At 72.2% G+C, this 24,806-nt stretch carries 21 protein-coding genes; 4 read left to right on the top strand and 17 right to left on the bottom strand.

Annotated elements, in window-relative coordinates:
- Position 1: 1 nt before the first annotated feature.
- The 3 genes from ACIQMX_RS34790 to ACIQMX_RS34800 form a co-directional block, all read right to left on the bottom strand.
- The gene (locus ACIQMX_RS34790) at positions 2-679 is read right to left on the bottom strand and encodes a TNT domain-containing protein (protein WP_363070168.1); all 678 of its coding nucleotides are present in this window, start codon (positions 677-679) and stop codon (positions 2-4) included.
- Between the two features lie 222 nt (positions 680-901).
- Positions 902-2,731, bottom strand: a complete 1,830-nt coding sequence (locus ACIQMX_RS34795; RefSeq protein WP_363070269.1) for a SpoIIE family protein phosphatase — start codon at positions 2,729-2,731, stop codon at positions 902-904.
- A gap of 251 nt (positions 2,732-2,982) precedes the next feature.
- Positions 2,983-3,144, bottom strand: a complete 162-nt coding sequence (locus ACIQMX_RS34800; RefSeq protein WP_187284885.1) for a hypothetical protein — start codon at positions 3,142-3,144, stop codon at positions 2,983-2,985.
- A gap of 286 nt (positions 3,145-3,430) precedes the next feature.
- Between ACIQMX_RS34800 and ACIQMX_RS34805 the strand changes: the two genes are divergently transcribed.
- Positions 3,431-5,332: an ABC transporter ATP-binding protein gene (locus tag ACIQMX_RS34805; RefSeq protein WP_363070170.1), complete on the top strand. Its 1,902-nt coding sequence runs from the start codon at positions 3,431-3,433 to the stop codon at positions 5,330-5,332.
- Positions 5,333-5,438: 106 nt separating this feature from the next.
- On the opposite strand, the gene ACIQMX_RS34810 is transcribed toward ACIQMX_RS34805, so the two are convergent.
- Positions 5,439-6,317, bottom strand: a complete 879-nt coding sequence (locus tag ACIQMX_RS34810) for a PepSY domain-containing protein (protein WP_363070172.1) — start codon at positions 6,315-6,317, stop codon at positions 5,439-5,441.
- A 78-nt stretch (positions 6,318-6,395) separates the two neighbouring features.
- Positions 6,396-7,793 carry an APC family permease gene (locus ACIQMX_RS34815; protein WP_402484123.1) on the bottom strand — a complete coding sequence of 466 codons (1,398 nt, stop codon included), beginning with the start codon at positions 7,791-7,793 and terminating at the stop codon, positions 6,396-6,398.
- A 368-nt stretch (positions 7,794-8,161) separates the two neighbouring features.
- Between ACIQMX_RS34815 and ACIQMX_RS34820 the strand changes: the two genes are divergently transcribed.
- Positions 8,162-8,479, top strand: a complete 318-nt coding sequence (locus ACIQMX_RS34820) for a hypothetical protein (RefSeq protein ID WP_402484125.1) — start codon at positions 8,162-8,164, stop codon at positions 8,477-8,479.
- 26 nt (positions 8,480-8,505) lie between these two features.
- On the opposite strand, the gene ACIQMX_RS34825 is transcribed toward ACIQMX_RS34820, so the two are convergent.
- The 8 genes from ACIQMX_RS34825 to ACIQMX_RS34860 form a co-directional block, all read right to left on the bottom strand.
- Positions 8,506-10,095: a hypothetical protein gene (locus tag ACIQMX_RS34825; protein ID WP_402484127.1), complete on the bottom strand. Its 1,590-nt coding sequence runs from the start codon at positions 10,093-10,095 to the stop codon at positions 8,506-8,508.
- A 139-nt stretch (positions 10,096-10,234) separates the two neighbouring features.
- The gene (locus ACIQMX_RS34830) at positions 10,235-10,960 is read right to left on the bottom strand and encodes a hypothetical protein (RefSeq protein ID WP_402484129.1); all 726 of its coding nucleotides are present in this window, start codon (positions 10,958-10,960) and stop codon (positions 10,235-10,237) included.
- A 231-nt stretch (positions 10,961-11,191) separates the two neighbouring features.
- Positions 11,192-11,386, bottom strand: coding sequence for a hypothetical protein (locus ACIQMX_RS34835; RefSeq protein ID WP_363070180.1), 195 nt, complete (start codon positions 11,384-11,386; stop codon positions 11,192-11,194).
- A gap of 229 nt (positions 11,387-11,615) precedes the next feature.
- On the bottom strand, positions 11,616-12,503 hold the full coding sequence (locus ACIQMX_RS34840; protein WP_402484132.1) for a phosphatidylinositol-specific phospholipase C/glycerophosphodiester phosphodiesterase family protein: 888 nt from the start codon (positions 12,501-12,503) through the stop codon (positions 11,616-11,618).
- A 239-nt stretch (positions 12,504-12,742) separates the two neighbouring features.
- Entirely contained in the window at positions 12,743-13,861 is a 1,119-nt protein-coding gene (locus ACIQMX_RS34845; RefSeq protein WP_402484134.1) for an acyl-CoA dehydrogenase family protein, read from the bottom strand.
- A complete protein-coding gene (locus tag ACIQMX_RS34850; RefSeq protein WP_363070186.1) occupies positions 13,858-15,045 on the bottom strand; it encodes an acyl-CoA dehydrogenase family protein in 1,188 nt (395 codons plus the stop codon). The genes ACIQMX_RS34845 and ACIQMX_RS34850 overlap by 4 nt, the downstream gene beginning before the upstream one ends.
- Positions 15,042-16,010, bottom strand: coding sequence for an NADPH:quinone oxidoreductase family protein (locus ACIQMX_RS34855; protein WP_363070188.1), 969 nt, complete (start codon positions 16,008-16,010; stop codon positions 15,042-15,044). Before ACIQMX_RS34855 ends, ACIQMX_RS34850 begins: the two co-directional genes overlap by 4 nt.
- Before the next feature lie 178 nt (positions 16,011-16,188).
- Complete coding sequence (locus tag ACIQMX_RS34860) at positions 16,189-18,858, bottom strand: beta-N-acetylglucosaminidase domain-containing protein (RefSeq protein ID WP_402484137.1); 2,670 nt, start codon at positions 18,856-18,858, stop codon at positions 16,189-16,191.
- Between the two features lie 212 nt (positions 18,859-19,070).
- Between ACIQMX_RS34860 and ACIQMX_RS34865 the strand changes: the two genes are divergently transcribed.
- Positions 19,071-20,000, top strand: coding sequence for an SDR family oxidoreductase (locus tag ACIQMX_RS34865; protein ID WP_402484139.1), 930 nt, complete (start codon positions 19,071-19,073; stop codon positions 19,998-20,000).
- 13 nt (positions 20,001-20,013) lie between these two features.
- On the opposite strand, the gene ACIQMX_RS34870 is transcribed toward ACIQMX_RS34865, so the two are convergent.
- The 3 genes from ACIQMX_RS34870 to ACIQMX_RS34880 all read right to left on the bottom strand — a co-directional run bounded on the left by ACIQMX_RS34870 (position 20,014) and on the right by ACIQMX_RS34880 (position 22,687).
- Positions 20,014-20,871, bottom strand: coding sequence for an enoyl-CoA hydratase/isomerase family protein (locus ACIQMX_RS34870; protein WP_363070194.1), 858 nt, complete (start codon positions 20,869-20,871; stop codon positions 20,014-20,016).
- Between the two features lie 66 nt (positions 20,872-20,937).
- Positions 20,938-21,669, bottom strand: coding sequence for a PIG-L deacetylase family protein (locus tag ACIQMX_RS34875; RefSeq protein WP_363070196.1), 732 nt, complete (start codon positions 21,667-21,669; stop codon positions 20,938-20,940).
- 739 nt (positions 21,670-22,408) lie between these two features.
- Positions 22,409-22,687 (bottom strand): metal-sensitive transcriptional regulator, encoded by a 279-nt coding sequence (locus ACIQMX_RS34880; protein WP_148015298.1) that lies wholly within the window; start codon positions 22,685-22,687, stop codon positions 22,409-22,411.
- A 100-nt stretch (positions 22,688-22,787) separates the two neighbouring features.
- On the opposite strand from ACIQMX_RS34880, the gene ACIQMX_RS34885 reads away from it, so the two are divergent.
- The gene (locus tag ACIQMX_RS34885; protein ID WP_402484141.1) at positions 22,788-23,360 is read left to right on the top strand and encodes a rhodanese-like domain-containing protein; all 573 of its coding nucleotides are present in this window, start codon (positions 22,788-22,790) and stop codon (positions 23,358-23,360) included.
- A 66-nt stretch (positions 23,361-23,426) separates the two neighbouring features.
- On the opposite strand, the gene ACIQMX_RS34890 is transcribed toward ACIQMX_RS34885, so the two are convergent.
- Positions 23,427-24,722 (bottom strand): alpha/beta fold hydrolase, encoded by a 1,296-nt coding sequence (locus ACIQMX_RS34890; RefSeq protein ID WP_402484143.1) that lies wholly within the window; start codon positions 24,720-24,722, stop codon positions 23,427-23,429.
- Positions 24,723-24,806 lie beyond the last annotated feature (84 nt).

Genomic DNA, 24,806 nt, shown 5'->3' on the forward strand with positions numbered 1-24,806 from the left:
GTTACGCGCCGGCGGGCGTCAGGTAGTCGTGCTCCAGCAGCCACTTGACGTTCAGCCGCTGCCCCTCGCCCGGGTCGAGGAAGACGGCGTCGAGCTTGATCTGCTGACCGCCGCCGGGCTGCTCGAACCACGGCGCGATGCTGCCCTGCCACACCCAGAACGGCTTGGCGACCTTGTACACACGGTAGTCGCAGGCGACGGCCGCGTCCCGGGTGTTGAGGTTCTGCGGGGGCAGCGCGCGCTCGGCGTACGCATCGCCGGCCGGGGCCAGGTAGGCGCCGTACTCCGATCCGAAGCGGTCCAGGCGCTGACCGGATCGGAGCTTGACGGGCTCCTTGTCGATCTGGCCGTTGACCTCGCCGAAGCCGTCGTTGGGCGGGTACTTCCAGCTGCCCGTGTCCGCGGGCCCTTCCCAGTACTTCTTCAGGAAGGCCTGCGGGGAGAGGTCTCCCGTGCGCTGGTAGCCCTTGAGGAGCGGACCGACCGGGGCGAGCTTCGCGTTCGGCAGCCACTTCGGGCCGAGGCGTGCGTCGTCGCGGAACTCGCCGGTGCAGGGCTCGTGCCGGGCCGCGACGCCGGCCGCAGGAGCCTCCGGCTTCGCGGCGGCGCCGGCCGCGGGCGCCGTGATCAGTCCGGCAGTGATGCCGAGCGCGGCACATACGGTGCGCATGCGGTGCATTCAGGGGTCCCCTCGGTGCTGATGATCAAAGCTGAGGTGACACAGGGTATCCGCATGATCACCCAACGGGTTCACGGCATGCCGTGCTGCTCTGGGGCGGGGCAGCGCTCTCGGTACGCAGGTGGGGGCACCGTGCCTCGGTGCAAGTCGTCGGCGGGTGTCATCTGCCGGCGACGTCAGCCGTCCGGCGACGACCTGCGCCAAGGCCCCGTGCCCCCGGCGTCAGTCCGTCGCGGTGTCGCCGGCGTCCGCGGGAGGCGCTTCGGTCAGTGCGAACCAGGCCGTCTTGCCCTCGGGTTCGGGGCGCACGCCCCACTGGTCGGCCAGGATGTCGAGCAGCATCAGGCCCCGGCCCGACGAGGCGAGTTCGCCGGGAGTCCGCTGATGGGGCAGTTCGTCGCCGCGGTCCATGACCTCGACGAGCAGCCGGCGATGGCCGGTCTCGCCGGTGACGTACGCGTTGAGCGCGCCGTCCTGGTCGGTGTGGACGAGCACGTTGCCGAGGAGCTCGGTGGTCAGGAGCACCGCGGTGTCCACCTGGTCGGGCCGCGCCCAGTCGTGCAGGAGCGCCTTCAGTTCGGCCCGGGCCTCGGAGAGCCCCTCGCCCTGGTCCTGGCCCACGGTCAGCATCAGCCGGCGCCGGCTGACCTCCGCCCGCGCCTTCCCGGGGTCCCGGCGCAGGAGCAGCAGGGCGATGTCGTCACCGTCCCGTACGCTCTCGCCGTCCCCGGCCCCGGCCCCGGTCTCGGTCTCGGTGCTGAGAGCGGCCGCCATCAGGCGGTCGGCCATTGCTTCGAGGTCTTCGACGGGACCGGGCGAGAACGCGTCGCGCACCCGGACCCAGCCGGTGTACATGTCGTGGCCGCCGTTCTCGATGAGCCCGTCCGTGCACAGCATGAGGACCTCGTCGTCGTGCAGCCGCACGATGTCGACGGGGTAGTCCTCCTCGCCGGGCATCAGGCCCAGCGGCAGGCCCCCGCTGGTGTGCTTGATCAGGCAGGTGCCGTCCGGCGTGCGCAGCACCGGGTGCGGATGCCCGGCCCGTGCGATGTGCAGGTCGCCGGTGGACGGGTCGGCCTCTATGTAGAGGCAGGTGGCGAACCGGTCCTCGTCGAGGGTGGTCAGGAAGCGTGAAGCGCGCGCCAGTACAGCATCCGGCCCGTGCCCCTCCGCGGCGTACGCGTGCACGGCGGTGCGCAGCTGCGCCATCAGACCGGCGGCGTGCACGTCGTGTCCCTGGACGTCGCCGATGACCAGGGCCAGCCGGCCGTTGGGCAGGTCGATGCTGTCGTACCAGTCCCCGCCGACCATGAGCCCTCCCCCGGTCGGCACATAGCGCGTGGCCACGCTGAGTCCGGTCATGGCGGGGCCGTCCGTGCGCATGCTGCGGCGCAGGCCGCGGGAGAGTTCCAGTTCGGCCCTGCTGGCCCGGGCGCGCTCGAGTACCTGGGCGAGCATGCGTCCGGTCAGGGTCAGCAGTGCGCGCTCGGCGGCGGTGAACTCCACCGGCTTGCGGAAGGCCGCGAGCCACACTCCGGTGATCCGTCCGGCGGTCGCGAGCGGGACGAACGCCCACGCCTCACGGTTCTTGCGGGCGGACATCTGCCAGGTCGCCGGGAAGCGGCGGCGGTACTCCTCCTGTGAGGCGAGGTACACGGCCCGGCCGGTTCTGGCGACCTCGGCGGCCGGGTAGCCGGTCGTCATCGGCATCCGGAAGCCGCGGTCGGCCCCGCCCGGCCGGAAACCGTACTGTCCCAGTGTGCTCAGGGTCCGCTCGCCCAGGCCGAACACGCACTGGCCGTCCAGCGGAAATTCGGGGGCGTACAGAGCGGCCACCAGCTTCAGCGCCTCGTCGAGCGAGTCCGCCTCGGCGACGGCGTGCCCCGCGGAGAGCAGGTGGGAGTCGCGCCGCCTGGCATCCTCCGCCCCGTCGGCGGGCAGCTGCGGGTCCTGGAGGCCGGGACGGGGTGCCCGCATGTTGTTCAGGGCATCGATCTGGTCCAGCTCGGCCCCGACCCCGTCCGGCGGCGGCTCATGCCGTTCACCACCCATCCGGCGTCCCTTCGTCGCGATGTCGTCGCCGACTGTTCGTTCCATGCTCCGACGGGAGAGCCCGGTCCGCAGTACGAGGCGTCGCGAGAGCGGCGGGGCACGCGGTGTCGTGCCCCGCCGTGACGAGGGAAATCAGGGGTGCGCGGGAGGGGGCTTCGCCGCGGCATCCGGGGTCGCCCGGAACCGGAACACGCCGCCCGGTCGCCGGTCCGGCGCCGCCCCACGAGGAAGCCGGGTGCCTCCCCCAGCCGCTACCGGTACGCCGCGGCCCTGCGGACGTCACTGAAGTCGATGGCCCGGTCGGCCTCGCGCAGCGTCTCCTCCGCCACCCGGCGCACCTCGGCCGGCACGTCCCCGTGTTCTTCCACGAGTCCGGCGTAGATCGGTGCCTCGGAACTGTCGGTGAAACTCACGTCGCACTGCCTCAATCGGTTGTGTTTGCCATCGTTCGGCCGGAAACAGGGGCCGATTCTACGTGGTCCGCCCGCGCCGTCGCCGACTGCACCGGGTATTGGGCACACACCCCGCCTACCTGCGCTCTTGCCGGAATCATTGATCATGTGAGGCCGGTCTCTCCCTGCCTTGAGCGGAAATCCGTTGACCTCAAGTCCGCTTGAGCTCATAGCGTTCTCCCTGCGCCCCGGTCCGTGTCCGGCCACCGGGAGCCGCACCGGCTTTCTCGCACCCCGGAGGCACCGCATGAGTATGGAAGTCACCGCCTGGTCGTCGCTGCACAGCGCGATGAACGCGCAACAGGACCGCAGACCGTTCTCCCGGGCCACCGTCCGGAGGATCGCCGCCTTCGCCCGGCCGCGCCGGCGGGAGCTGTACCGCTTCCTGTTGCTGAGCGTCGTCATGGCTCTGCTGGCGGTGGCGACTCCGGTACTGGCCGGCCGGGTGGTCGACGCGATCGTCCAGGGCAAGGAGAGCGGCACCGTCACCCGCCTCGCGCTGCTGATCGCCGTCATCGCGGTGGCGGAGGCGGGGCTGGGCCTGCTGACCCGTCTGCTGTCGGCCACGCTCGGCGAGGGACTGATCCTGGATCTGCGTACGGCCGTCTTCGACCACGTCCAGCGGATGCCGGTCGCCTTCTTCACGCGTACCCGCACGGGCGCGCTGGTGAGCCGTCTGAACAACGACGTGATCGGGGCGCAGCGGGCGTTCAGCAACACCCTGTCCGGTGTGGTCTCCAATGTGGTGACCCTGGTGCTGACGCTCACGGTGATGCTGACCATCTCCTGGCAGATCACCCTCCTCGCCCTGGTGCTGCTTCCGGTGTTCGTCCTGCCCGCCCGCCGGATGGGCTCCCGGATGGCGCGGATGCAGCGCGAGGCGGCCGCGCACAACGCGGCCATGGGCACGCAGATGACCGAGCGGTTCTCGGCCCCGGGCGCCACCCTCGTCAAGCTCTTCGGGCGGCCCGACGACGAGTCCGCCGAGTTCGCCGCCCGGGCGAGCCGGGTCCGTGACATCGGCATCCGTACGGCCATGGCGCAGTCCACGTTCATCACGGCGCTCACCCTGGTCTCCGCGCTCGCGCTGGCGCTCGTCTACGGGCTCGGCGGCTACTACGCGCTGCGCGGCAGCCTGGAGCCCGGCGCGGTCGTGGCCCTGGCCCTGCTGCTGACCCGGCTCTATGCGCCGCTGACCGCGCTGGCCGGTGCGCGGGTCGAGGTGATGAGCGCGCTGGTGAGCTTCGAGCGCGTCTTCGAGATCCTCGACCTGAAGCCGCTGATCGCCGAGAAGGCGGATGCGCGCACGGTGCCGGAGGGTCCGGTGTCCGTGGAGTTCGACGGTGTCTCCTTCGGGTATCCGTCGGCGGACAAGGTCTCGCTCGCCTCGCTCGAGGAGGTCGCGACGCTCGACTCCCGTGGTGGGACGGAGGTCCTGCACGAGGTCTCCTTCCGTGCCGAGCCCGGCCGGATGGTGGCCCTGGTCGGCTCGTCCGGCGCGGGCAAGTCGACGATCGCGCAGTTGCTGCCCCGGCTGTACGACGCCGATTCCGGTGCCGTACGCCTCGGCGGTGTCGACGTACGCGATCTGACCGCCGCCTCGATCCGCGAGACGCTCGGGATGGTCACCCAGGACGGGCACCTCTTCCACGAGTCGGTCCGGGCCAATCTGACACTGGCCAGGCCCGGCGCGACCGAGGACGAGATCTGGGACGCGCTGCGGCGCTCCCGGCTCGACGGTCTGGTGGCCTCGCTGCCCGACGGGCTCGACACGGTGGTGGGCGAGCGCGGGTACCGGCTCTCCGGCGGTGAGCGTCAGCGGCTGACGATCGCGCGGCTGCTGCTGGCCCGCCAGCGTGTGGTCATCCTCGACGAGGCGACCGCGCACCTCGACTCCACGTCGGAGGCGGCGGTGCAGGAGGCCCTGGCCGAGGCGCTGGAGGGGCGCACGGCCGTGGTGATCGCGCACCGGCTGTCGACCGTGCGGGCGGCGGACCTGATCCTCGTCGTCGAGGAGGGCCGGGTGGTCGAGCGCGGGACCCACACCGAGCTGCTGGCCGCGGGCGGCCGGTACGAGGAGCTGTACCGGACACAGTTCGCCGCGCCGGAGGCCGGAACGGCGCGGGAGGCGCACTCGGAGTCCGTCTGATCCGGGCGCGGGTCGGGAGCCCGTACCCGGCGCACAGGAATGCCCCCGGTCCGTGCGAACCGGGGGCCTTTCGTGCGTGCGGCGGGGTGCCGGGCCGGGGCCCGGGTCAGTCGGTGTCGGTCTCCTCGGCGGTGACGGAGCCGGTGGCCGCGTCCACGTCCACCGTGGTCTTGTTCCAGCTCTTGTCCACGACGTCCACCGACCAGACGAGGACGTTCTTGTCGTTCTCGTCCAGTTCCAGGGAGGTGACGGTGCCCTTCTTCTTGTCCGTCGCCGCCTTGGCCGCCTGCTGCGGTGTCTGCTTCGCCTTGGCGACCCAGCCGGCCGTGCGGCTCTTGTCCTCGGCGTCCTGACCGGTGTCCTCGGTGGACTTGACGACCTTGCCGGAGACGGCGTCGATACGCACGGTGTGCTCGGTCCCGTCCGTGGCGGCGACCGTGGCGACCCACTCCGGGCCGGTGGCGGCCGGCGAGGCGGAGGCGTCGCTGGGCGAGGCACCGGTTGCCGTCGGGGACGCGCTCGCGCTGCCGGACGGCGAGGCGCTCCCGGACGGGGAGGCGGTTCCGGACGGGGACGCGCTCGCGCTGGGCGACGCGCTCTCCCGGTCGGTGTCGTCGTCCGACTTGCCCGGGCCCCGCAGATCGAGATCGACCACCTTGCCGCCGCTGACGGCGCCTTCGGCCGTCGTGACGGCCTTGTCGAAGGTGATCTTGGTGGAGTCCAGGAGCTTCTTGCGGTCCTTCTGGTCCTGGGTCAGCGCGGCGGTGGCGGACGCGCTCTTGCTCGCGCTGTACGAGGGCGTGGTGGTCCGTTCCGGGACGGCACGCGCGGCCTCCGAGGTGGCCGTACCCGTCGAGGTGTCGCCGCTGTCCTGGCCGCAGCCCGTGAGCAGGGCGGCGGCCAGGAGGACGCCTGCGGCGCCGGCGGCGCGCACGCGCCGGGTGCGGAGGAATCCGGTGTTCTCAGGTGGGGAGTCACATGTCATGTCCGGATGCCTAACCCCATGGCAGGTCCGGCATGACGTGCCACCGCCCGGTGTCACCCGATCACCGGAGAACCTGCCTCAGACCTGCGTGTCCTCGGGGATGCTCACCAGCCATCGGGTCGCACGGCGGGGCCTCAGGTAGAGGGCCCAGTACAGCGTGGCGACCGCGGTGATCCCGCGGGTCCAGAGCAGGTACTCGGCCTCCTGCCGGCTCAGGATGTAGGCGAGGACGAGGATGAGCAGCACCGGAACGGCGGGCCAGAGCGGCATGCGCCAGGCGGGTGCGTCACGGTGGGCGCCGCGGCGGCAGAGCAGCGCGGCGACGGCCACCAGCAGGTACATGGCGGTGACGGAGACGCCGGTCACTCCGTACAGGGTGTCGAGGCTGACGAAGCAGAGGGCCGCTCCCGGAATGCCCACGAGGAGCGTCGCCACCCACGGCGAGCCGAAGCGGCCGAGCCGGGACAGGGCCCGGTTGACCGGGGCGGGCCATGCCTGGTCCCGGGCGGAGGCGAACAGCACCCGGGAGTTCTGGATGACCATGACGATCCCGGCGTTGATGATGGCGAGGGCTACGCAGAGGCTGACGAACGTACCGACGGCCGGGTTGGACCACGCCTCGACCATGCCGCTCAGGTCGCCGGAGGTCAGGGCCGCGAGGTCGGGGGCGCCCATGGTGATGGCGATGACGGGGACGAGGATGACGGCCGTCGAGATCGCGAGCGTGGCGAGGACCGTACGGGCCACGTTGCGTCGCGGGTTCTCCAGTTCCTCGGAGAGGTAGACGGCCGTGGAGAAGCCCTGGGTGATGAAGAGGGCGATGGCGAGCCCGGAGACGACCGTCATGGCGGTGACGGTCGAGCTCGTGCCGCCCGGCGAGGCGACGGAACCGTGCACCAGCGCGTCGGCGCCCCGCTCGGAGTGGGCGAACCCGAGGACGGCGACGACTCCGGCGGCGATCACCTCCAGGACCAGGAAGATGCCGGTGATCCAGGCGTTGGCGCGCAGGTCGAGGAGGCCCGCGAGGGTGGCGAGCAGCATGACGCCCGCTCCGGCCAGGGAGGCGGGGATGTGTACGAGGGGTGCGAGGTAGTCGGCGGTCCCCATGGCGATGACCGGGGGCACGATCATGACGACGAGCAGGGAGAGCACGAACACGAGCCAGCCGGCGAGACGGCCCGCCATCGTCGACACCATGGCGTACTCGCCGCCTGCGCTGGGAATGAGGGTGCCCAGCTCCGAGTAGCAGAAGGCCACCGCGATACAGAGCAGCGAGCCGATGGCGATGGTGAGCGCGGTGTAGGTGCCGAGGCCGGCGAACAGGTCCGGAACCACCACGAAGAGGGTGGAGGCGGGCGTCACGCAGGACAGCGTGAGCAGGGTCCCGCCGACGACGCCGATGGAACGCTTGAGCTTTTGCGGGGTGGGTCCGGTCGCGGGGGCGAGTGCCTGTGGAGCGCTGAGCGTGTCGGTCATCGAGTCGGGTTCCGATCAACAGGTGCGGTGTCAGAGCGCGGGAGCGGTATCGCCTCCGGACAAGGTGTGGTGGATGGTTCCGGTGCTCCCAGCGCGTCATGCAATACCGACGCGTTCCGCAGGTCAATAGCAGTTTTCCTACGGAATTCGTCGCCTGGAGATGGTTCATCAACGATTTGACGCCAAGAGCGAGGCAGGGCAACGGGATAGGCGGCTGCGGGAACCGCAGTGCGGGCGCGCGAAAAAGTTCGCTGGAATCCACCCGGGTTTCGCCGGCCGGACCTGTGGTCGAGCCCTGCGGGCCGCGCGGTTCGGGGACTTGTCACCCGTGGGTCGCGATACGCCGGTTTTGGTGCGAGCCTGGACGTATGACCTGGGCGTCCTGGACGACACGCGGAGTTTACTCGGGGCACGGCGGCGTGCTCACCGAGGAGGTCGGGCCGCTGTCCGGCGACCTGACCGTGCACACCACTTGGGCGGAGGGCACGGCACAGATCACTGTGCAGTACACCGATGCCGCCGACTGGTTCACGATGGCGGGGAGCCCTGTGCCCTGCCCGTCGGAGGAGGCCAGCCGTTCGCTGCACGAGGCGGTGGTGGAAGCCGTCCGGCGGGGTGCGGCGGCCACGGTTCCCACCACTCTGCCCGGGCCGGACCGGGCGGCGGGGGAACCCGCCGCGGAGTAGCCGGCCCGGGCAGCCTCGCCCGCGCGTCATCCGGTGTCGCGGACCGCCACGATTCCGTTGAAGACGCCGACGTACGCCGTGCCGTCGGGACCGATGGTGACCGGCGCCCAGTTGTTGTCGTACGAGAGTCCCGTGCCGGTGAGCTTGGACCAACGGCGTTGTCCGGTGCGGTAGTCGACGGCGGTGAGGTACCAGGCGTCGATGCCGAGAGCGTTGGGCTGCTTCTCGTAGAAGTAGAGCAGGCCGTTGGCGGTGGACAGTTTGGGCACGGTGGAGGGTGAGCGGACGGCGCTCTCCCAGACCGTGTCGCAGCCGCTGCCGTCGGGACGTACGTCGATACGGGCGACTCCGCCGACGACGCTGCGGCCGAGAAGGAGCGTACTGACGTTCTCGTAGCCGTAGTTGTTCTCGACGACGAGGCTGTTGCCCCAGCTGATCATGGAGTTGTCGGTCGTGGAGGCTCCGGAGCCGAACACCGGGACCTTGCAGACGAGCCGGCGGTCGTCGGGGACGTCCGGGGCGCGGCGGTAGACGAGTACGTTCATCCGGTCGTCGGCGTTGTCGGTGATGGCGACGTAGTCGTCCCCGTCGCCGAAGAGGTCCGGGGTGGTGCCCGAACCCTGGTTCACCGAGCCGGGCTTCGTGCCGGTCCCGCGGTCGTACGTCTGCCGCCACTGCACGCGCGGGGTGCCGTCGGACGCCGCAGCGAAGCTGTAGAGGGCGTGATCGGTGACGATCGAGACGCCGTCCTCGGCGACGGAGAACGAGTTCTGGATCTCCTCGCCGGTGAGCTGCACGGACCGGATGGCGGAGGTCTGCGGGTCGACCGTGCCGACCCTGCCGAGACGGGTCACCCACCAGACGCGTCCCTGCCAGTCGGGCATGACGGAGGTGACGGGGTCGCAGGTGCCGCTCGGGTAGAGGTTCGTCCAGCTGACGCAGTCGTGCGGCACCTGGCCGGTGAGGTCCCAGTCGTCGACGACGGTGAACCGCCAGCTGCCGTCGGCCGCCTGTTCGTGCGCGATCCGCTGGATGTGCTGGCGGGAGTCGGCGAGAACCACCCGGTCCTGGTTGTCGAGGTAGAAGTAGGCGCCGCCCGAGGTGTCCTTGAATATCTTCGAGAAGTCGAGCCGGGTGATGGCCTCGACGGTCGAGGATCGCTGCGGCAGCGCGTACTCGGCGAGGGTGTCGAGGGTGCGCGGGTCCAGGAGCTTGAGCAGGAATCCGGTGAACGTGCCGCATACCGTGATCAGCCGGCCCGCCGCGTCGAAGGTGGCGGTGGCGCACTCGCCGCCCAGCGGAGCGATCTGTTCGCTCCTGACCTCGGGGTCGCGGCCGAGCGGACCGGAGTACGGGTGCGTGCCGCTGCCCGCCGCGTCGCCGTGCATGCCACTGCGGCCGTTCGGGGCGAGGAAGGGGTGCTGGGGCGGGGCCTGCCCGGGCACGGGCGCGGCCGTGGCCGGGCCGCCCGTGTAGTCGCTGACCAGCCGGTGCCCGGGGGCGCGGGGTATCTCGGCCGCTGCGGCCGGCGCGCCGGAGACCATGAACGCCGAGGCGCAGAGGGCAAGTGCCAGGGCAAGCGCGCGGAAGGGTCTGCTTCTGGGCTGCGGGGACATCGGACTCCTCGGTCGGGGGCGGGGGGTCGCGCCGCCGACCGACGCTAGGACGAGGCCCTTGAGGTGTCCATGGAAATGCCCTGTGTTTCATGGACGCTTCACGCGGGCGCAATGCCACCGGCCGGTGCCACGCCGGAACTCAGCGCCGCCCGCCGGTACGCCGGTCGAGCATCTCGCGCCTGATCACGGCCGCTGTGCTTCTGGCCCGGTCCGAGGCGGCCCGGCGGTCGGCCTGGGCGGGCACGAAGCGATGCAGCGGATTCACGCAGAGCGCGCAGGGCGAGTCGGTGGTGATCAGCCTGCCGTCCTCGCACCTCGGTTCGGCGCAGAGCCCCGGCCGGAGCAGCTGCTCAGCGATGTCCCAGGGCTGCCTGCGGCGCCCTTCCTCGTCCTTCTCCTGAAGCGTGTGGGACCAGCGGGCGTTCCACCGGCGCTCGACCCGGTCCAGCAGCTGGTCGGGGGTGCGCCGGCCGAGCTCCCGCCGGATCAGCGCCACGAGTTCGCCCGGAATTCCGCTGCGGAACTCCCGTATGAGCGGCGGCGGCATCGCGTGCAGGAGGTATCCGACCGGATCGGCCCCCGGTCGCTGCCATCGCCTGCACTGGCAGTCGCCGTCGGCCGCGAGCGGCGTACCGCAGCGGGCGCACACGCCGCGGCAGTCGCCGCAGATCCCGCCGTCGAGACCGTCCAGGTGCCGGGCCGGCGCCCGACCGCACTCCTGGCAGCACGAGGCGCAGAGTCCGCAGAGGCGTTCACTTCCGCGGGCCGTCGTCCAGGGCCGCTGCTGACAACGGCAGCAGCGGCTGCTCCTGCAGTGCTCGTGATGGACGGCGCCCGGATCGCGTCCGGGAAGAGGGAATGACATGGCTGCGCTCTCCGGGGCCCGGCTCGGTGCGACGCCCGGCGGACGTCCCAGGTCCGGGCGAGGCCACGGTCCGGCCCGGCCCGTGCCCCACCGGACCGTTTCACACCCGGATGTCCCTGGTCACCGCATGGGCGCAGGATGCGCGCTGTTGACCGTAGTGATCATGTTCCGGTCCCGGCCCGGACCGTTCGTGCACGCTTGAGGGTCACTGCTTGACCCCCGCCCCCGAGGTCAGGGCCTGATGCTGCTGACGACGTCCGCGGTGGCCGTGATGCCTTCCTGGATGGTGGGGGCCATGCTCGTGCCTGCGAGGAAGAACCCGAGGAGGGCGCAGACCAGCGCGTGCGAGACCTTGAGTCCGCCGTTGCGGAGGAAGATCACCGCGAGAATCAGCAGAAGCAGCACCAGTGAGATCGAAATGGCCATGGCCAACCTCCTCCGCCGCGCCGGAATTGCGGCATTCGGCGTCAGTTTGGCGTAGCGGAGGAGCCATCCGGCGCACTGGCGTGTCCGCCAAACGGGTACGCCTGCGGCGGGCCGGTCCGTGGTCGCCGGCACGGGGTCATGCGTGTGGATCATGCCGGCCCCGCGAGCCCGGCATGATCCGAACGCGAAGTCCCTGGGGGCCGTCCCGCGATTCCCGGTGGTACGGCCCTCAGCGGGCGTGCCGGTCGTGGGCACGGAGGAAGCGGGCGAGTCCCGTGAGGTCGTCGGTGTTCAGGTGGTCCACCCCGGCGGCCAGCAACTCCGCCCAGACCGCTTCGCGTTCGGGTCCCGGGGCATCGGGTGTGGCCCAGAAGCGCACGCGCTGCCCCGCACCGTGCGCGGCGGCGGTGATCGCGCGCAGGGCGTCCCGTTCGGCGGGCGGGACGGGGCCGGCGCCGAGCCAGCCGAACGTCCCCGTCCAGCTGCTGCTGACGAGCGGGACGAACGAGGCCGTGGCCGCGGTACCGAGGTCGTCGAGCCGGCCGTCGTAGAAGGCGTACCGGGTGCGCTGGGCCTCCATCGGGGCGCGTGCGGCCCGGTCGCCCGAGATCACGGCGGTGACGGCCCCGGGCCGTACCCGGCCGTGCTGGAAGGAGGTCAGCATCTGCCGGTGGCGGCGGAGTTGGCGGTCGAGCTCCGCGTAGGCGGCCGCACCGTCCGTCTTGATGTCGATCAGCAGCTGCACCGGCGTGCGGTCGCCGCGGAACACGGTCCCGTGGTTGGCCCGCACCCGGGCGAGGAGCGGACCGAGGTAGAGCGCGGAGAGTGTGCGGGCGGGGTCGAGGCCGGTGGCCTCGTGGGCGACGAGCAGTTCGCCTTCCACCAGGAAGATGTCGGCCTCGACACTGGTGAAGCCCTGGGCCAGCGCGTCGTGGAGCGGGCGGGGGTGCAGGTAGTCGTTGTGCGCGTGCGCCCTGAGCAGCGGCGGGGGGCCCGGGACGCCGGTCCGCGGGCGCGCGGCTTCGTTCGCGGTGGCCGGCTGGTGGGGTACGAGGGTGGCCGCGGCCGCGGTGGCCAGGGCGGTGGTGACGACGCGGCGACGAGTGGGGAACGCCATGGAATCTCCCGGTTGCGAGGCGTGCCGGATGGGCGGACGCGACCGAGTATGGAAGCGTCGCGCCGCAACAGGGGTGCCGGCGAAGAGAGTTGGCTCGATCGCCGCCCACCGGTCAGCCTGTGTTCCGCCCACCGTGACCGGTTCCGCACGATGCGGGCCCGGCCGCCTTCGCCGGTGCGCGCGCACGACGGAGCGGGGGTACGTGAGCACGTACCCCCGCTCCGGTCCGGACGATGCCGCTACGGCGCCGGCAGCTCCATCAGGGCGGCGACGGTCTCGCGGTGACGGCCCGCCGTCCCGAAGGCGTTCGCGTCCGCCTTGGCGCGCTTCAGATACAGGTGCGCCGGGTGCTCCCAGGTCATCCCGATGCCGCCGTGCAGCTGGACACACTCCTCCGCCGCGTGGACGGCGACCTTGGAGCAGTACGCCTGCGCCACGGCCACGGCCAGCGGCGCGTCGGGGCTGCCCGTCGCCAGCGCGTCGGCCGCGTTCCGTGCCGCGGCCCGGGCCGACACGACCTCCAGCCAGAGCTGCGCCATGCGGTGTTTCAGCGACTGGAAGGATCCGACCGGGCGGTTGAACTGATGGCGCTCCCGGGTGTGCCGGACCGTCTCGGTCAGGCACCATTCGGCCAGTCCGAGCTGTTCGGAGGCGAGCAGCCCGGCACCGGCCAGCAGCCCCCGGTCGACCGCGGACCGTGCCGCGCCGGCGTCCGCGAGGCGGGTGCCGGCGGCGCCGGTGAGGGTGACGGCGGCGAGCGGGCGGGTGAGGTCGAGCGGGACGAGCGGCTGGACGGTGACACCGGGTGCGTCCGCGTCGACGGCGTAGAGGCCGTCGGTGGTGGGGACCAGGAACACGTCGGCGGCGGCCGCGTCTGCGACCGGCCCGAGTGTCCCGTCGAGCGCGGCGGTCACCACCGGCGTGTCGGACGCCGCGGCGGAGAAGGGCACGGCGAGCACCGCGACCTTGCGGCCCGCGGCCAGTCCGGCGAGGAGTCCGGCCACGGCTCCGTCTTCGGAGCCGAGCGCCAGCAGCGTCTCGGTGGCGGCGACGGAGCTGGTCAGGTAGGGCGCGGGGGCGACGCTGCGTCCGAGTTCCTCGACGACGACGGCGGCCTCGCGATGGGTGGCGCCCTGTCCGCCCAGCTTTTCGGGCACCAGCAGGCCGGCGGCTCCGATGCCGGTCGCGAGAGCCTTCCAGAGCTGCGGGTCGTACGGCGTGTCGGACTCGGTGCGGGCGATCACCGCCGGCGCGTCGGCACGGTCGGCGAGCAGGGAGCGGACCGCGGCCCTCAGATCCTCCTCAGCCTCCGAGTACAGGAGGTCGGGCGCCTGGGTCGGTTCGGTCTGTACGGTCATCGGGACAGGTCCTTCCAGGCGACGTCCTTGTCGTTGCGCGGCTCGGCAGGCAGACCGAGCACGCGTTCGGCGACGATGTTGAGCAGTACCTCGCTCGTACCGCCCTCGATGGAGTTGCCCTTGGAGCGGAGGTAGCGGTAGCCGGCGTCGCGTCCGGTGAAGTCCACGTGGTCCGGACGCCGCATGGTCCAGTCGCTGTACAGCAGCCCGTCGTCGCCGAGGAGTTCGACTTCGAGGCCGCTGATCTCCTGGTTGAGGCGGGCGAAGGCGAGCTTCATGCCGGAGCCCTCGGGGCCCGGCTGTCCGGCGACGAGCTGCTGGCGCAGGCGTTCACCGGCCAGACGGGCGACCTCGGCCTCGACCCAGAGGGTGAGCAGGCGCTGGTGCAGGTCGTGGGTGCGCAGTTCGGGGCGTTCGCGCCAGGTCCGCGCGATGGGGCCGATCATGCCGCCCTCGCGGGGAATGCGGGATCCGCCGATGGAGACGCGTTCGTTCATCAGGGTCGTCTGCGCGACCTTCCAGCCCTCGCCGACCGCGCCGAGGCGGCGGCTGTCGGGGATGCGCACCCCGGTGAGGAAGACCTCGTTGAACTCGGCCTCGCCGGTGATCTGGCGCAGCGGCCGCACCTCGACGCCGGGGTCGGTCATGTCGCAGATGAAGTAGCTGATGCCGCGGTGCTTGGGCACGTCCGGGTCGGTGCGGGCGATGAGGATCGCCCAGCGGGCCACATGGGCGCTGGACGTCCAGACCTTCTGTCCGTCGACCACCCACTCCTCCCCGTCGCGCACCGCGCGCGTGCCGAGGGCGGCCAGGTCGGAGCCGGCGCCCGGCTCACTGAAGAGCTGGCACCACACCTCCTCGCCGACCCACAGGGGGCGCAGGAAGCGCTGTTTCTGCTCGTCGGTGCCGAAGCCGAGGATGGTCGGGGCCGCCATGCCGAGTCCGATGCCGATGCGGCGCGGGTCGTTGTCCGGGGCGTTCGCCGCGGCGAGTTCGGCGTCGACGACGGGCTGGAGGGAGCGCGGCGCGTCGAGGCCGCCGAGTCCGGCCGGGTAGTGCACCCAGGCGAGTCCGGCGTCGAAGCGCGCCTTGAGGAAGTCGGTGTGGTCCGTGGTGGCCGGGGGGTACGCGGCGAGCAGTTCCCGGGTGAGGCGGCGCAGTTGCGCGGCGTCGGGGGCGGTCATCGGGCGGCTCCTGACGGGAGGACGACGATGCGGCCGGTACTGGTGCCGTCGGCGACGCGCTGGACGGCGGCCGCTGCCCCGTCCATCGGGACCCGCTCGCTGATGAGCGGCTTGATGCCACCCTGCCCGGCGAGCCGGGTGAGCTCCTCGTGGCAGTCGCGGACCGCCTGCGGGTCCTTGGTGTTGTACAGGCCCCAGTGGAGACCGACGACGGAGTAGTTCTTCACCAGGGCGTGGTTGAGTCCGGGGGTGGGAATGTCGCCGCTGGCGAAGCCGACGACGATCACCCGGCCCTCGAAGGCGATGCACTTCACGGACTTGGCGTACGCCTCGCCGCCGACCGGGTCGTAGACCACGTCGGCGCCACGGCCGCCGGTGAAGTCCTTGACCGCGGCGACGATGTCCTCGGTGCGCCGGTCGATGACCAGGTCGCAGCCGAGTTCGGCGGCGGTCTTGGCCTTCTCGGGGCCTCCGACCACACCGATGACAGTGGCGCCGGCGGCCTTGCCGAGCTGGACGGCCGCGCTGCCGACGCCGCCTGCCGCGGCGTGGACGAGGAGGGTCTCGCCCGCCTGGAGGCGCGCCCGGCGGTGCAGTCCGAACCAGCCGGTCTGGTAGCCGATGTGCAGGGCCGCCGCCTCCGCGTCGTCGAGCCCCTCCGGAGCCGGCCGCAGCGTCGCCTCGTCCGCGACGACGTACTGGGCGAACCCGCCGTCCGGCAGGGCGGGCGTGGCGAGCACCCGGCGCCCGTCCTCGGTCCGGCCGCAGATCTCCACGCCGGGGGTGAACGGCAGCGGGGGCCGTACCTGGTACTGGCCGCGGCAGAGCAGCGCGTCGGGGAAGTTGATGTTCGCCGCGAGCACCTCGATGAGCACCTGCCCGTCGCCGGGCGTCGGCCGGTCCGTTTCCTCCAGCCGCATCACCTCGCTCGGCTCGCCGTTCCGGTGCACTCGCCATGCCTGCATGAGGGGCCTCCACAACACTGTCGGCATTACCACTGCTCCGCCGCATACTAAGCGGTCGCTTGCCCCTGTGGGAACAACCTGCGGGTGGTCGATTCGACCGCGGGCCGACATGGGTGTGCGCCCGGCCCCGCCCCTGGAGGTGCGGCGGCGCCGGGCGCACTGGGCAACCGTGCGGCCGCTACTTCCCGACCACGACCTCCGCGATCACGGGCGCCGCGGAGCCGGTGTGCCAGGCGAGGCGTACCGCGTCGGCGGTCCGGCCCGCCGCGTCGACGCTCGTGTACGGGCCGTCGAGTGTGCCGATGGTCTGCCAGCTTCCGTCCGCGTTCCGCAGCTGGATGTCGGCGGCGGCCCGTGAACCGGCCGGCTGGAGGACGGTGACCGAGCCGACCGCACGTGCGGCGACCAGACCCACCTCCAGCGTCTCGCCCGGCTCCGGTGCGCGCGCGGCACGGTACGCGGTGGCCGGGTCGCCGTCGGCCGCCGAGCGCAGCGCCGATCCGTCGGCAGCCGGCGGGTTGCCCGTGATCTCCCCGTCCGTGGTCGCCACGTGGAACTCACGGACGACGAGCCAGCTGTTCTGTCCGGCGGTCGCGCGGGCCCGGACATAGCGGGCCTCGGTGCCGGCGGGGACGGCCGCGGTGACGTCAGGCTTGCCGGAGAACCCCGTCAGCTGCGTCCAGTTCTGCCCGTCCACCGAGTACTCCAGCACTCCCGCGTGGAGGTAGTCCTCGGTGCTGCCGGGCTTGCCCATGGCGAGCGTGACGTCGCCGATGTCCCGGGCCTCCCCGAGGTCCACGGTGAGCTGGTCGCCCGCCGCGGGCGCCCCGTCGCTCCAGTAGTAGGTGGAGTCGTCGCCGTCGAGCATCCGGGCGAGGGTGTTGCTCTGGTATGTGCCCAGGCTCGTCGACGCCGTGGGCCGGCCGCTCACGCCGAGGATCCGGTCGTGCGCGGCGGTGGCCGCCTCGATGAACCCGTCCAGCTTCCCGTCGCCGACGAGGACCGGCACCTTGCCTCCGCCGAGCCCGGTGTACGTGAACGACTTCGCGCGCTCGACCTGCGCGGGCAGCTGCTGGCGGAGCGCCCAGGCCCGGTCGCCGTCTCCGCCGCGTGCCGCCTCGACCATGCTCAGGGCGGTGCGGGCGGCGGTCGCCCAGGACGCGGTGGCGTCCAGCCAGGGGCCCGAGTCCGCGATGAAGCCGCGGTCCGGAAGGTCCGCGCGCAGCCGCGCCGGGGCGGCGCCGAGGCCGGCGAGCACCGAGGTCAGCCGCTTGGCGTCCCCGGACTCCCAGTAGCGGGCGAACTCGGCGGACAGTTCCGGCGCCTTGTCGGTGTTGAGCGCCGAGCTGTAGTTGACGTCGGCGAAGGCGCGCAGGGCCTGTTCGGTGCGGGCGTCGCCGCCCGCGTACTCCTTGAGCCCCTTGCCCCACGAGGTGCGCGGGTCGTAGGCCGCGTCGTTCCAGGCGTAGTCCGCCACCGTGTACAGCGAGAGCTTCGAGGCGTACGGCTGGATCATCGGGTTGGCGGTGATCCCGGCCAGCCAGCCCGGCAGGCCCTTCTCGCGGCCGTTGAACGGGCCGAGCAGCAGCCGGTTCGTCGCGTAGTCGTTGACGGGGTAGTTGTCCCAGGTCAGGATCGGGTGGCCGAACACCTTGCGGGCCGCGTCGGCCTGGGCGACCGTCATGGTCGGCGCGACCACGCCGACACCGGTCCACTCGACCAGCACGTCCGGGTCGAGCTGCTCGGCGAGAGCCGTCTTGTACGGGGACGGACTGACGTTGTAGTACTCGGTGGGGACCATCTGGAGCGGCTCGGCGCCGGGGTGGGTGGCGATGAACTCCTGGTTGACCTTGTTCAGGAGGTACGCCTGCGCGGCGCCCGCCGCACCGCCGCCGGTGCCCCATTTCGCCTTGTCGGCGTCACAGTTCCAGTCGGTGTAGCTGATGTCGTCGAGCGGCACCGCGAAGGTCCGCACACCGATGTCCCAGATCGTCTGGAACTTGTCGACGAGCGCTTTCGCGTCCGCGTCGGAGCTGTAGCAGACCGACAGGCCCGGCGAGAGCGCGTAGGTGAACTCGACGTGCCGCTGGACCGCCCGGTCGGTGAGCTCCTTGATCTGCGCCAGCTGGTCGGCGGGGTAGGCGTCGCGCCACTTCTCGCGCAGGTAGGCGTCGTCCTTGGGCGAGTACACGTAGATGTTCATCTTGTGCTCGCCGTAGTAGTCGAGCTGGTCCAGGCGGGCCTCGTGGGACCACGGGGTGCCGTAGAAGCCCTCGATGACACCGCGCAGCGCGGTGCCGGGCCAGTCGCGCACCGCGATTCCGCCGACGCGGGCCCCGGGCTGCGCTCGCTGCGGGAGGATCTGGCGGAGGGTCTGCGCGGCGTAGTACGTCCCGGTGCCGTCCTTGCCGGCGAGGACGATGCGGCCCGCCCCGATGCCGAGGACGTACCCGTCGGCGGGCAGCCCGGACGGCCCTTCGAGCTTGAGGGCGGCCAGCGCGCCGGCGTCGCCGATGTGGACGTTGAGCCCGGCGGGGGCCGGCCGCGTGGAGCGGACGACCCGCCGTGCGCCCGCCTTGCGCAGGGCCGCGGTCACCACGGCGAGGGCCGGCTCGTCGGCCGCCTGCCCGGTGACCAGGGTGACGGTGGGCGTGATCGTGATCCGGTCGGACCGGTTCCTGACGGACTGCGGGGTGGGGGTGATGGCCGGGGCGTCCTGGGCCTTGGCCGGGACACCGCCCGGTCGGTTACCGGCCGCCTGGGCGGCGGGCCCGGTGGTCAGCAGACCACCGGCGAACAGGGCCGCCGCCGCGGCCATCGCGGTGAGACGGGGTGGGCGAGGCGTCACAGATCCTCCATCGGTCACTCAAGTCACCAGAGTCGCGCAACACAACATCACCGAATTCAACATCCTGGCACTTACATGTCAATGGTCTGGACAACATCAGCGCTTGGACCTGGACTTTCATCTCGGATGCCTGGATTTTTGTCTCACAGAAGCCAGGCTTCGACCCCTCACAAGCCTGGCCCCGTCACGGCAGAAGCGGTACTCATGCCTCCATGACGGAGAACATGAACACCCCCGGAATCACCGCTCCGCCCCCGCTCGGCGCGAGCGCCCTGCCGCCCGGTACGTACGACGGGAGCGTGGTGCTGGTGACCGGCGGCGGCTCGGGCCTCGGCAAGGCCGTCGCGGCCGAGTTCGCACGGCTGGGGGCGCATCTGGTGCTCGTCGGCCGCAACGCCGGACGGCTGAGGGCCGCCCGGGAGGAGCTGGCGCCGCTGACCGGGGGCCGGATCCTGGCCGTTCCGGGCGACATCCGCGATCCGGAAAGAGTCGCGGATGTCTTCGACGCGGCCGAAGCCGAACTGGGCCCGCCCGACGTCCTCGTCAACAACGCGGCGGCCAACTTCCCGTCACCCGCCGAGGACCTGTCCCCCAACGCCTGGCGGGCCGTACTGGACATCACGCTGACCGGCACCTGGTTCATGACCCGGGAGTTCGGGCGACGCCACCTCGCCGCCGGGACCGGTGGCTCGATCGTGTGCGTCGGCGCCTCGTACGCCTGGACGGGCGGCCCCGGTTACGCACACTCCGCGGCGGCGAAGGCCGGGGTGAAGAACCTGGTCGAGACCCTTGCCGTGGAGTGGGGGCCGTACGGACTCCGCGTCAACGGCCTGGTGCCGGGCCTGATGCCGCACGAGGACATGACCGGCGACATCCGCGCCCACCTGGACCGGGACGGCGCGGCAGAAGGCACCGGGAACGGGGAACTCGCCGCGCGCCAGCCCGCACTGCGGGTGGGCCTGCCACGCGAACTGGGCTGGGCGGCCACCTTCCTGGCCTCGCCGTACGCCTCGTTCATTTCCGGCCATTCGCTGGTGGTGGACGGGGCGAACTGGCAGCGGCGTTCGCTCGTCGCACCACCCGTGGTGCCGGTACGCGAACAGCTGGGGCGCGGGCCCTTCACCCTGCCCGGCATCGCGTGAGCGGAGTTCCGGGTCAGATCCCGTCGAAGTGCGGCGGGCGGCGGGCCGCCTTCGCGGCGTAGCCCTCGGCCGCGTCCTGCGAAGTGAGGGTGAGCGCAGCCGCCAGGGCCGTACGGTCCAGCGCCTCGCCGAGGCCGGCGTCGGCGTACGCGTCGACGGAGCGCTTGATGTGACGTACGGCCAGGGGCGCGTTCGCCGCGACCGCCTCGGCGACGGACCGGGCGGTGCGCTCCAGTTCGGCGAGCGGCGTGACCGTCTGGAGCAGCCCGATCCGCTCCGCGGTCGCCGCGTCGATCCGGCGGCCGGTGAGCGCGAGGTACTTCGCCCAGCCCGCACCCGCCTCGCGGGCGATCCGCATGTCGCCACCGGCGTCGACCGCCACCCCGATCCCGGCCTCCGGCAGCGCGAACACGGCGTCGTCTGCGGCGATCCGGATGTCGGCCATGAGCGCGAGCTCGAAGCCGAAGCCGAGGCAGTAGCCCTGCACGGCGGCGATCACCGGCTGCGGAAGCCCGGCGAAGGCGGCGAAACGCTCGTGCACCCAGCGGATGCCCTCGTAGTAGCGCTGGGTGCGCTCGGCTGCGGTACGGCCCGTGATGTCGCCGCCGGGCGCGGTGACATCGATCCCGGCGCAGAAGGCCCGGCCCTCGCCCCGCAGCAGGACCGCACGGACCGAGTCGTCGAAGCGGATCCGGTCGGCCATGATGCCGAGCTGTCTGCTCGACTCCCAGCTCCAGCCGTTGAGCTGCCGCGGCCGGCACAGCGTGAGCAGGCCGACGCCGTTCTCGATCCGGAGCGACATCCGCTCCTGGCCGTGCGGGATGTCGTGGTCCAGAATGTCGAGCACGGCCGCCCCCCGATAGGCTGACACATCGTCAGATCTTCTCGCGCGGCACAGGGTACGGCGACGCGCCTTCGGTGGCCAGAGGGCCCGCACTCAGCGCGCGAAGAGCTCGAACGTGACCGCCGGGCGGCCTCCGAAGCGCTCGGCGGAAGCCTGCGCGTTACCGGCGAGGAAGGTGCGGCAGTACGCCTCGGGGTCCTCGTCCGTGAGGGCCTCGATGTACGTACGGTGCGCGAGCAGCGACTGCACGGACCGTTCGAGGCCCGCCGTCGCGTCGACCGCGTGGGTGGGCGTGGACGATCCGGCGACGGCCACCCAGCGCACACCGTCCCACGGCGCGAGGCCCTGCTCGGTGAGCTCCGGGAAGATCCAGCGATTGCCGGCGTCGGCCGCCGCGTCCAGTACGGCGCGCCCGACCGCACGGTGATCAGGGGTGTTCCAGGCGACACCGCCCCAGGTATCGCGGTGGTTCAGCGTGATCACCAGCTCCGGCCGGTGGCGGCGGACGGCTGCCGCGATGTCCCGGCGCAGACCGATGCCGTACTCGATCACCCCGTCGTGGTGATCGAGGAACTCGACGCGGGCGACCCCGACGGCCGCAGCGCTCGCGCGCTGCTCCCGCTCGCGCAGCGGCGCGCACTTCTCCGGTTCGAGCGTGTCGATCCCGGCCTCTCCGCGCGTGACCAGGAGGTAGGTGATGTCACGCCCCTCGTCGGTCCAGCCCGCGACGGCCGCCGCGCAGCCGTACTCCAGGTCGTCGGGGTGGGCGACGACGGCGAGGGCGCGCCGCCAGTCCGCGGGCATGGGTTCGAGCTGCTCCGTCATGTCGGCAGGCTAAGGGCTGTCCCGCGATTCCCGGTGGATCAGCGCGCGGCGTCGGACGCGGTGCGTCGCACGGCGGAGAGGCGCGCGCATGCCGGAGGCATTCGGGCGTTCCGACAACACGCCACGGTGCGGCATCCGACGCCGCGCGCCCGCCGGGACCTCCGCGAATCCGGGGACAGCCTCCGACCGCACGGCACACCTGGTACGGGCCTTCCGCGGGGCACGCCGGGCATGGACCCGGCGCCGCGCACCTGCCGTTGTCCGCGCTCGCGGACGGTACCCCGCTGCCCGCACCCGCCGGCCTGCCGGTAGTGGCGATCTGCCGCTCCGGCAACCGGTCGCGCCGGGCGGCCCGGATCCTCGCGGGCCACGGGGTGCCCGCCGTCGGCGCCCACGGCGGGATGACCGCCTGGGCCGCCCCGGAATTCCCGGTGCGGGAGCGGCGCGGAGATTCGGGCGGGCACTGGACCGGGCGCTCGTCGCCCCGCTCACGGCGACGGCGGTACCGGGGCCCGGGACGGGCAGCGACCGGCCGCCAAGGTCTCCATGGAGTCTCCGCAACGGATCTGCGGCGCCGCACTGCCGGCGGCCGCCGCCTTCGCGCTCATCGGCTCCGCCGTCCGAACGGTGGCGGCCCGTCGCGCAGAACGCCGCCGGTCCGTCGCACAGGACGGCTTCCGCCTGTCGGTGGGCAAGTCCCCGGGCGGTCGTCCGAACGGTGCGGGACGCCCGCACCGCCTCAGGCCAGCGAGAGGAAGAGCTTCTCCAGCCGGGCGCGCATCTGGTCCCGGTCCGCGGGTTCGCTGCCACCGTCGGCCATGCAGTGCTGAAGTCCCGTCGCGATGATCGCGAAGCCCGCGCGGTCGAGGGCCCGCGAAACGGCGGCCATCTGGGTGATGACGTCCTCGCAGTCGCGCCCTTCCTCAATCATCCTGATGATTCCGGTGAGCTGACCCTGTGCACGGCGCAGGCGATTGAGCACCGACTTGAGTTCATCGGCCGCCATGTCGAGTTCCACACATCCTCCTTTTTATACCCCAAGGGGTATTCTAGCCCGTCCGGGGCAGGAGAGACGGAGTCTCTGCCTCACACCCGGTGAACGAAAGGAAACACTGCTCGTGACCAGCCCCGTATCCCTCTCCCCCACCCAGGCCGCCGCCCGTCTCGCGGAGTTCACCGTGATCGACGTGCGCGCCCCCGGCGAATACGCCTCGGGGCACGTCCCCGGCGCCCTCAACATCCCGCTCGACCGCCTCTCCGAGGCGGTGCCCGCTCTCAAATCGGCCTCTGCCCGCGGCGCCCTGCTCGTGGTGTGCGCCTCCGGCGTCCGCTCCACGCGGGCCTGCGACATCCTCTCGGCGGCCGACATCGACGCGGCGACACTGTCCGGCGGCACCTCCGCCTGGGAGGGCGAGGGCCACGGCCTGGACCGCCCCGAGGGCGGCCGGACCACCTGGCCGATGGAGCGCCAGGTGCGACTCGCCGCCGGCTCGCTCGTGGTGGCCGGACTGCTCGCGGGTGTGCGCAGTCCGGCCGCGCGCTGGCTGTCCGCCGGTGTCGGAGCCGGTCTCGTCTTCTCCGCCGTGACCAACACCTGCGGCATGGCGGCGGTGCTGGCGAGGCTCCCGCACAACCGCGCTCCCCACGCGGCCGCGAACCTCGACGCGACACTGGACGCGCTCCAGGGCTGAGTCACCACGACGGGTACGGGCCGGCCGCGCGTCCGCCGCGGCCGGCCCGTACCCGTGACGGAGGACTCAGACCTCGTCGCGGACCAGGGCCAGGAGCCGGTCGAGCACGCGCGGTCCGCCGGCCCGCAGTCCGTCGTGCTCGAACTCGTCGGTCACCCAGGTGCGCAGCCCCCGGATGGCGGCGGCGGTGCGCAGCGCGTGCGCGGTGTCCACGTACATGTCGTCGTGGTACACGGCTGCGGCCACCGGGACCTCGTTGGCGGCCAGGCGCTCGGTGTCGTACAGCGGCTCCCAGTCACCGCGGGTGGCGAGCAGCTCCGCGGTCTCGCGCAGCGGGCGCAGCGCCGGGTCGACGTCGAAGTGCCAGGGGTGGATGCTCTCGCCGGTGAACAGGACCGGGCCGTCGCCCTTGAGGGCGGCCTCCGCGTCGAACTGCGGGAACTCCGCCCGGACCCGCTCGGCCGCCCAGCCGGTGGGACGCTCGTCCTGGCCGTAGATGGCCTCGTGCAGGACCGCGTACAGCGGGTGCCCTGCGAACGAGTTGGCGGTGCGCATGGCCTCCTGGAACGTGTCGGAGAGTTCGGTCCCGTGCGCGGTGGTGACGAAGGCGTTCTCCATCAGGTAGTGCAGCTGGTGGCTGCCGTTGCTCCCGCCGAGCATGATGCCCAGGGACTGGAACCCCTCGGGCGTCAGCCGGTGTCCGGCGCTCTCCGGCCGGTGCTCCGCAAGGTGAGCGGTGATCTCCCGGGCGCGTTCGACGTCCTGCGGGTAGCGGCGGTAGTGCGCGGCGACCTTGCGCTCGATCCGCGGGTACGCGGCCCGGTAGACGTCGTCCGCGTGGGCGTCGAGGGAGGGCAGACCGCCCGTGATCAGGACGGCGCTGAGGCCCTCCGGCGCGGACGACAGATAGCGGACCGCGCAGAAGCCGCCGAAGGACTGGCCGAGGACGGTCCAGGGTGCGCCGCCCGTCAGCTGCGGGCGGATCAGCTCGCAGTCGCGCACGATGCTGTCGGACCGGAAGTGCGCGAGGTAGTCGGCCTGCTCACGCGGACCGCCGCGCAGCGGCAGGGTCTGCCGGTTGGCCGGGGTGGACAGGCCGGTGCCGCGCTGGTCCAGGAGCAGGACCCGGAACTCCTTCACCGCCCGGCCCAGCCAGGCCTCCGCCCCGGTGAAACGCCGGGCGCCGAAACCGGGGCCGCCCTCCAGATACACCAGCCACGGCAGCTCCTCACCGGCCCGGGAGCCCGCCACCACCTCGCGGCCGAAGACCTCGATCTGCTCACCGCCCGGGTCGGTGTGATCGAGCGGAACCGTGAAGTAACGGTCGGTGAGGACGAGGCCGGGCAGGCGATAGCTGTTCAAGGGGGCTCCTGTATCGATGGTTCACGGACAGTTCAGCACATAGCCGTTCCCCGGACGGCCCCGGCCCGTGTGCAGCGGCCCCGT

Origin of the sequence: Streptomyces sp. NPDC091416 (genome assembly GCF_044756845.1) — a bacterium.
Taxonomy (GTDB): domain Bacteria; phylum Actinomycetota; class Actinomycetes; order Streptomycetales; family Streptomycetaceae; genus Streptomyces.